The 7119-nt window shown below is 74.0% G+C and carries 8 protein-coding genes; 7 read left to right on the top strand and 1 reads right to left on the bottom strand.

The window, feature by feature from the left end:
* From Ani05nite_RS14610 to Ani05nite_RS14600, 3 genes are all read left to right on the top strand, one after another.
* Nucleotides 1-1160, top strand: a 1160-nt coding sequence (locus Ani05nite_RS14610) for an acyl-CoA dehydrogenase family protein (protein WP_239129940.1), incomplete at its 5' end; no start/stop codon positions are given.
* A 65-nt stretch (nt 1161-1225) separates the two neighbouring features.
* Nucleotides 1226-2278: a type III polyketide synthase gene (locus Ani05nite_RS14605; protein ID WP_203768711.1), complete on the top strand. Its 1053-nt coding sequence runs from the start codon at nt 1226-1228 to the stop codon at nt 2276-2278.
* A 9-nt stretch (nt 2279-2287) separates the two neighbouring features.
* Nucleotides 2288-2746, top strand: coding sequence for a DUF6023 family protein (locus Ani05nite_RS14600; protein WP_203768709.1), 459 nt, complete (start codon nt 2288-2290; stop codon nt 2744-2746).
* 38 nt (nt 2747-2784) lie between these two features.
* On the opposite strand, the gene Ani05nite_RS14595 is transcribed toward Ani05nite_RS14600, so the two are convergent.
* Entirely contained in the window at nt 2785-3558 is a 774-nt protein-coding gene (locus Ani05nite_RS14595) for a hypothetical protein (protein ID WP_203768708.1), read from the bottom strand.
* Between the two features lie 332 nt (nt 3559-3890).
* Here Ani05nite_RS14595 and Ani05nite_RS14590 point away from each other — a divergent pair, with 332 nt between their 5' ends.
* The 4 genes from Ani05nite_RS14590 to Ani05nite_RS14575 all read left to right on the top strand — a co-directional run bounded on the left by Ani05nite_RS14590 (nt 3891) and on the right by Ani05nite_RS14575 (nt 7019).
* Nucleotides 3891-4376: a CarD family transcriptional regulator gene (locus Ani05nite_RS14590; RefSeq protein ID WP_026206027.1), complete on the top strand. Its 486-nt coding sequence runs from the start codon at nt 3891-3893 to the stop codon at nt 4374-4376.
* Between the two features lie 58 nt (nt 4377-4434).
* Nucleotides 4435-5202 carry an IspD/TarI family cytidylyltransferase gene (locus Ani05nite_RS14585; RefSeq protein ID WP_203768710.1) on the top strand — a complete coding sequence of 256 codons (768 nt, stop codon included), beginning with the start codon at nt 4435-4437 and terminating at the stop codon, nt 5200-5202.
* Between the two features lie 4 nt (nt 5203-5206).
* Complete coding sequence (gene ispF / locus Ani05nite_RS14580; RefSeq protein WP_203768707.1) at nt 5207-5698, top strand: 2-C-methyl-D-erythritol 2,4-cyclodiphosphate synthase; 492 nt, start codon at nt 5207-5209, stop codon at nt 5696-5698.
* Between the two features lie 229 nt (nt 5699-5927).
* Complete coding sequence (locus Ani05nite_RS14575) at nt 5928-7019, top strand: tetratricopeptide repeat protein (RefSeq protein WP_203768706.1); 1092 nt, start codon at nt 5928-5930, stop codon at nt 7017-7019.
* The last annotated feature ends 100 nt before the right edge of the window (nt 7020-7119 follow it).

Raw genomic sequence — 7119 nt, 5'->3', positions numbered from 1 at the left:
GCGCCAAGGTCGAGGAGGCGCGTCGCCTGGCGCCCCGGTTCGCGGCGCGGGCCGCCGGGCACGACCGGGCGGGCCTGTTCCCGGCGGAGGACTTCGCCGACCTGCGCCGGTCCGGGATGTTCGGGCTGATGGTGCCGGAGCGGCTGGGCGGCGCCGGCGCGGGTTTCGCCGACTACGCGGCCGTCGCCTACGAGCTGGCCCGGGGCAACGGCGCCACCGCCCTGATCTTCAACATGCACGCCTCGGTGACCGGCGCGCTCGGCGGCGTCACGAACGAGCTCGCGGAGGCGCTGGGCCTGCCGCCCGAGGCGCTGGAGGCCCGCGACCGCTGTCTGCGGGCGGCGGCCGAGGGCAGCTGGTACGCGGTGGCGATGAGCGAGCGCGGCTCCGGTTCCCGGCTGTCCCAGATGACCACCAGCTACGAGCAGAACGACGACGGCTTCCACATCAAGGGGGCCAAGACGTTCTGCTCGGGCGCGGGGCACGCGGACGCGTACCTGGTGGCGGCCCGCAGCGTCACCGAGCCGGACAAGGTCTCGCAGTTCCTGGTGCCGCCGGGCCCGGGGCTGACGGTGGAGCAGACCTGGGACGCGCTGGGCATGCGGGCCACCGGCTCGCACGATCTGCACATCGACGTGACCGTGCCGACCTCCGCGCTGCTCGGCGGGGTGGAGGGGCTCGCGTTGGTCGTCGCCCAACTCGCCCCGCACTGGATGGTGGCCAGCTACGCCGCCGTCTACGTGGGGGTGGCGCGGGCGGCGGTGGACGCGGCGGTCGAGCACGTCACGGACCGCAAGCTGGGGCACCTGCCGGCCGTACGGGCGCGGATCGGCCGGGCGGACGCGGCGGTCGCCGCGGCCCACCTGACCGTCATGGAGGCCGCCCGCCGGGTCGACGAGGCGCCCGGCGACGCGGAGACCAACCGCTGGGTCTGGCGGGCCAAGCTGGTCGCCGGTACGACGGCGGCCGAGGTGGCCGCCTCGATGCTGGAGGCGGCGGGCACGTCGGCGATGCGCCGCGGCCATCCGCTGGAACGGCTCTACCGGGACGCCCGGGCCGGTTCGCTGCAGCCGGCGACCTCGGACGTGTGCGCGGACTGGCTGGGCGTCGAGGCGCTGGGCGGTGATCCGGACTCGCAAGGCTCCGCCCCGCGGTGGTGATCGCTTTTCGCGGGTAAGGCACCAGTCGGCGGGGTTCGGCCTGGGGAGGCAAACAAGTGAAAAGTATCGGTCAGGCGGTCATCGCCGGCTTGGGGATCGCGCTGCCGCCGGGGGCGGCACAGGAGGAGCTGTGGGAGGGCTTCTTCTCGCAGCACTACACGGGCGGCCGGCGGGGGCTGGCCCAGCGGATCTTCGCCAACTCCGGGGTCCGCACCCGGCAGGCGGCGGTCAGCCCGCTGCTGGAGGACGTCTCGGGCTGGTCCACCGAGCGCCGGATGCGCCGCTACCAGGTGGAGGCCATGCCGCTGGCCAAGGAAGCGGTGGGCCGGGCGCTCACCGAGGCCGGCGTGGCCGCCGACGAGCTGGGCCTGCTCGCGGTCTGCTCCTGCACCGGCTATGCGACGCCGGGCCTGGACATCCTGCTGGCCCGGGACATGGGCATGGCGCCGTCGTTGCAGCGGCTCTTCGTCGGGCACATGGGCTGCTACGCGGCCCTGCCCGGCCTGGGCACGGCCGCCGACTTCGTCGCGGCCCGGGGCCGCCCGGCGCTGCTGCTCTGCGCCGAGCTCACCAGCCTGCACATCCAGCCCGCGGATCCGCGGGCGGACATCCAGCAGATCGTCTCGCACGCGCTCTTCTCGGACGCCGCGGCCGCCGTCGTGCTCACCCCGCAGAGCAGACCCGGGGGGTACGTCGTCAGCGACGTCACCGCCCTCACGGACACCACCACGGCCGGCCACATGACCTGGGAAGTCACCGATCTGGGCTTCCGGATGGGGCTGTCCCCGCAGGTGCCCGACGTGCTGTCGATACACGTCCGGGCGATGGTCGACGACCTGCTGACCCGCAACGGCCTGACCGTTGCGGACGTGGACGACTGGGCGGTGCACCCCGGCGGCCCGAAGATCCTGGACGTGGTGCAGCGGCAGCTCGGCCTGCCGGACGAGGCGATGGCGGCGTCCCGGGAGGTGCTGGCGGCGTACGGCAACTGCTCGTCGCCGACGGTGTTGCTGGTGCTGGACGCGCTGCGGCGCCGGCCCCGGCCGCCGGGCCGGGTGGTGATGCTGGCCTTCGGGCCGGGCCTGACTCTCTATGGCGTCCTGCTGGAGACGACCTAGGGTTGCCGGGTGAGAGGGGACCGGGCCGCGGGCGTGATGCTCTATGCCCTCGCCCTGGTCCTGCTGGCCGGGGGCGTTGTGTGGTTCGTCCGGGCCGCGCCCGACGTCGGCGAGGACCCGGCGGTGGTGGCCGGGCGGGTCACGGTCGAGCGCCTGCTGCCCGACCTGCCGAGGCAGGCGCAGGCCGAGACGATGGTTCTGGCGGCGGGCCGACGCACCGAGCGCAGCACGGCGGTGGTCGGTGGTTCGTACTCGCTGGTGATGCTCTGCGTGGGCGACGGTCAGGTGCGGGTACGCCTCAGCGCGGTGGGTACGGACTCCGGCCGGGCCGTGCCGTGCGCGGCGGACGAGCCGCAGCCCGTGGAGCTGACGGTCGGGCTGGCCGACGACTTCTTCATGGCGGTGTCGGCGGAGACCCGTGGCGCGGCGGTCTTCCGCTGGCGGGTCACCCGCGCCCGCTCCTACTGACGCCTCGTCACGGCGCCCGACACCTCGGTCACTCAGCGTCAGAGGCGGGCGAGGTCGGGCCGGAACTCCTCGATCGAGAACGTACGGGCGATCTTGCGGACGATCTCGCCGCCGCGGTTGACCAGCAGGACGGCGGCGGTGCCGTCGGGTGTGCCCAGGTGGAGGCCGGCTCGGAGCTCGCCGGTGGGGTCGCGCAGGGCCTGCGACGTCCGGCCCTGGATCCGCGGCGTGGCGTTGGTGGGAGGCGCCGCACCGGTCTGCCCGGCGGCGGCGCCGGCCACGACCGTCACGACCGAGATCCCCGGCGGGGCGGCGGCGGCGGTGTCGGCGACCAGGCCGGCGCAGTCGCAACCGTCGGTGAGCAGCACCACGGCCGGCAACTGGCCCCGCAGCGGGACGGTTTTGCCGTCGGTGCCCATCAGCTCCAGCGCCGGCAGCGTGTCGGCGCTGTCGTCGGTGGTGGTGGCCGTGCGCTGAGTGACGGGCGAGCGGGCGGGCCCGGGCCAGGCCGAGGCGAAGAGGCTGGCCACGGTGACCAGGATGGCCATCGAGATGATCAGGACCGGGGCCCGCAGGCTGGCGGCGCCGATCCGGCGCAGCGTGCGCATGCCCGGGCGGTCCGCGAAGCGCTGCCAGCGGGTCTCGTGGCGGGACCGGTGCAGCTCGGCCTGGACGGCGCTGACCTCCTCGGACAGCTCCGAGAGGTCGTCCGGGATGACGATGACGCCCCACTCCTCGGGCAGATCCGGGAGGCCGTCGGGGGAGCTGCCATCGGGCGGCCAGTTACCGCCGTTGTCGCTCAGACTGCCCATGATTCACCCTCCCCCCTGCCAACGAGTCTCGCGTGGCCGGGGACCTGAGTCCAGCCTCCCCTAAGTGCCGCCCCGGCCGCCAGTGGTGGGCGGTTCCGGTCGCTAGCGATAAGCTTGACCTCGCAAAGGCTCCAGGTCCGGAATTTCCGACTCGCTGAATCTAGTGGTCACGACGTGGTCACTTTGGGTTACTGAGGCAGTTCTTGGCCCGCATGTCAAGCGGTAGAAAGACGGCTCACAGGGCCTCTGAGCTGCACTAACAGTCACGGCCAGGGTGGGACATCGCTGCCTGAGCGTGTTACCCTAGACACAGCGAAAGGGGTTTCGAACCTATGGTTTTCAGTGTCGGCGAGACCGTTGTTTACCCCCACCACGGGGCCGCACTCATCGAGGCAATCGAGACTAGGGTCATCAAGGGCGAGCCGAAGCAATATCTCGTTCTGCGAGTCGCCCAGGGCGACCTTACTGTCCGGGTGCCCGCTGAGAACGCCGAGATCGTCGGCGTGCGTGAAGTGGTTGGCGAGGAGGGCCTGGGCAAGGTCTTCGACGTCCTCCGCGCACCGCACACCGAGGAGCCGACCAACTGGTCGCGGCGTTACAAGGCCAATCTCGAGAAGCTCGCCAGCGGCAACCCGCTGAAGGTCGCCGAGGTCGTGCGTGACCTCTGGCGTCGTGAGCGCGAGCGTGGTCTCTCGGCGGGGGAGAAGCGCATGCTCGCCAAGGCCCGCGACATCCTCGTCGGCGAGGTGGCCCTCGCCGAGAAGAGCACCAAGGACGAGGCGGAAGTCCTCCTCGACAAGGTGCTCACCGAGGCCTGACGTTCCCACCACCTCAGCACCACCCCCACCGGTGACACCTGCCGAACAGGACCGCGACGTGACCGCGCAGCTCAATGCTCGCGGTGACGTCGCGGTCCTCGTTCCGGCCGCGGGCGCCGGCCTCCGCCTGGGCCCGGGTGGCCCCAAGGCCCTGCGCCTGCTCGCCGGCGAGCCCCTTCTCGTGCACACCGTCCGTCGCATCGCGGCGGCCCCTTCCGTGCGCCTGATCGTCGTCGCCGCCCCCGCCGCCGAGGTCGAGGCGGTCCGCGCCCTGCTGGCGCCGGTCGCCGCGGTGACCGTGGTGCCGGGCGGCGCCGAACGGCAACACTCCGTCGCGGCAGCGCTCGCCGCTGTGCCGCTTGATGTGGCCATCGTGCTGGTGCACGACGCCGCCCGCGCCCTGACCCCGCCGGAGCTGATCGAGTCCGTCGCCGCGGCTGTCCGCGGTGGCCGGCCGGCGGTGATCCCGGTGCTGCCCGTGGTCGACACCATCAAGGAGGTCGGCTCGGCCCGGGGGGTTGCCTCGGCCGGTGTTGGCGGCTCGGGCGGGGTGGGTGCTGCTGTCGGTGGGGAGGATGCGGAGGTCGAGGTGGTGCTCGGGACCGTCGACCGGTCCGTGTTGCGGAGTGTGCAGACGCCCCAGGGGTTCCGGCGGGAGGTGCTCGCCGCCGCCCACGCCGCCGGGCTCGACCCGCACACCGACGACGCCGGGATGGTGGAGAAGGCGGGCGTGCCCGTGACCTGCGTACCGGGGTCCGAGCTGGCCATGAAGATCACCCGACCGCTGGACCTGGTGATCGCCGAGGCGTTGCTGCACGTAGCCTGACGCGGTGAGCCCTTGGAGCCAGCGGGTCGGGATCGGCACCGACGTGCACGCGTTCGACCCGCAGCGGGTGTGCTGGGTGGCCGGCCTCATGTGGCCCGGCGAGTCCGGGCTGGCCGGGCACTCCGACGCCGACGTCGCCGCCCACGCGGCCTGCGACGCGATGCTCAGCGCCGCCGGCCTCGGTGACCTCGGCAGCAACTTCGGCACGGCCGAGCCCGAGTGGGCCGGCGCACCCGGCGTGACGTTGCTGGCCGAGACGGTCCGCCGGCTCGCCGCGCACGGGTACGCGGTCGGCAACGTGTCGATCCAGGTGATCGGGAACCGGCCCAAGATCGGCAAGCGGCGCGAGGAGGCCCAACAGGTCCTCTCCGCGGCGGTGGGCGCGCCGGTGACGGTCTCGGGCACCACGACCGACGGGCTCGGGCTGACCGGGCGGGGCGAGGGGCTGGCGGCGGTGGCCACCGCGCTGATCTATGAGGCCGCAGCCCGGAGCTGAACCCTCGGGATGATCAACGCCGCCGCTGACCCCGGCGGGCGCGGCTTCAGGTTGTCTGCGCGGGTCGCTCGATGGGCAGCTGTTCGTTCGGGAATTGCTCGGCGGGGGAGGTTTTGCTGCCGCCGGCCCCTCGTCCGTGTCCGCGCTACCCGGTGTTTCCTCCTCCACGGGCGGGTCGGGGCCCAACCCGGGCGCGGTGATCTCGCGGGGGAAGACCTACGCTCGATGGGTGTCGAGCGAGCCCACCTCCCAGTCCGAGCCGGAGACCACCCCCGAGGAGTACCGGCAGCGGGCCCTCCTGATGGCCGACCTCGGCCGCTACGACGAGGCGGTCGGGGAGATCGCGCTCGGGCTCGCCGTCGCCCCCGCCGATCCGGGGCTGCTGAGCACCCTCGCCCGGGTGCACGTCGCGGCGGCGCAACCGGCCGAAGCGCTCGCCGCCGCCGAGCAGGCCGTCGCGGCGGCTCCGCACACCGTCGGGCCCCTGGTCGTACGGGCCATGGCGCTCTCCGACGACCGCCGGTTCGGCGAGGCGGCCGGCGTCGCGGCGTCGATCCTGGCGGCCTGGCCGTCCGACCCGTACGCCCAGCGCACCGGGGCCGCCCTGCTCAGCGAGGCGCGCAACGGCCAGGACGCGCTCAACGCCGCGTGGCACGGGGTGCGGCTGGCGCCCGCCGACGCGGAGGCGCACCTGGTGCTGGCCGTCGTGGCGGCCCGGCTGCGGTTGTTCGACCTGGCGCAGCGGGCGTACGGGGAAGCCCTGGACCTCGACCCGGGGATCGGCGACGCGCAGCGCGACGTGGGCGTGGTCCGGCTGGAACGCCGCCGGTGGGCGCTGGCCCTGGAGAGCCTGGCCGACGCCGCGATGCCGGTGCCCGACCCGGTCGCCGCGGAGACGCCGACTGCGGCCCCGCCCCCGATCACCCCGCCGGCCGGGCCGGTGCTGGACCGCACCGCCGGGTTCGTCGAGACGTTCCGCCAGGCCGTGCTGTACGCCGGCAACGGGGTGCTGATCGCCGCGGTGCTGGCCGCGGTGATGACCATGGCCAGCAGCGGCGTGGCCCGGATGTGGGGCGGCGTCATCGGCGTGGTGATCCTGGTGGCGCTGGGAGCGTGGCTGGCCCGTGCGCTGCCGGTCCCGGTCGGGTCGGCGCTGCGGGAGATCCGGGGTTCCGGGCGGGTGGTCGCGGCGGTGTACGCGATGGCGGTGGCGCCGCTCGGACTGGTGGGCTTCGCGGTGTTCGGCGGGGTCGGGCCGCTGATCGTCGCGATGGTGCTGGCCGCGTTCGCCGAGCTCGCGGTGCTGATGCGCCGCGCCTGACCGGTTCGCGACGCCGAGCGGCCCGCCACGCCGAGCGGCCCGCCACGCCGAGCGGCCCGCCACGCCGAGCGGCCCGCCACGCCGAGCGGCCCGCCACGCC

Origin of the sequence: Actinoplanes nipponensis, assembly GCF_016862275.1 — a bacterium.
Lineage (GTDB): Bacteria > Actinomycetota > Actinomycetes > Mycobacteriales > Micromonosporaceae > Actinoplanes > Actinoplanes nipponensis.
The sequence above is the reverse complement of the archived record's forward strand: the minus strand, read 5'-3'. Positions and strand labels throughout refer to the sequence as shown.

Coding starts and splice junctions, on each gene's coding strand:
- Ani05nite_RS14595 (WP_203768708.1), bottom strand. CDS start 3,558: ATGGGCAGTCTGAGCGACAACGGCGGTAACTGGCCGCCCGATGGCAGC.
- Ani05nite_RS14590 (WP_026206027.1), top strand. CDS start 3,891: ATGGTTTTCAGTGTCGGCGAGACCGTTGTTTACCCCCACCACGGGGCC.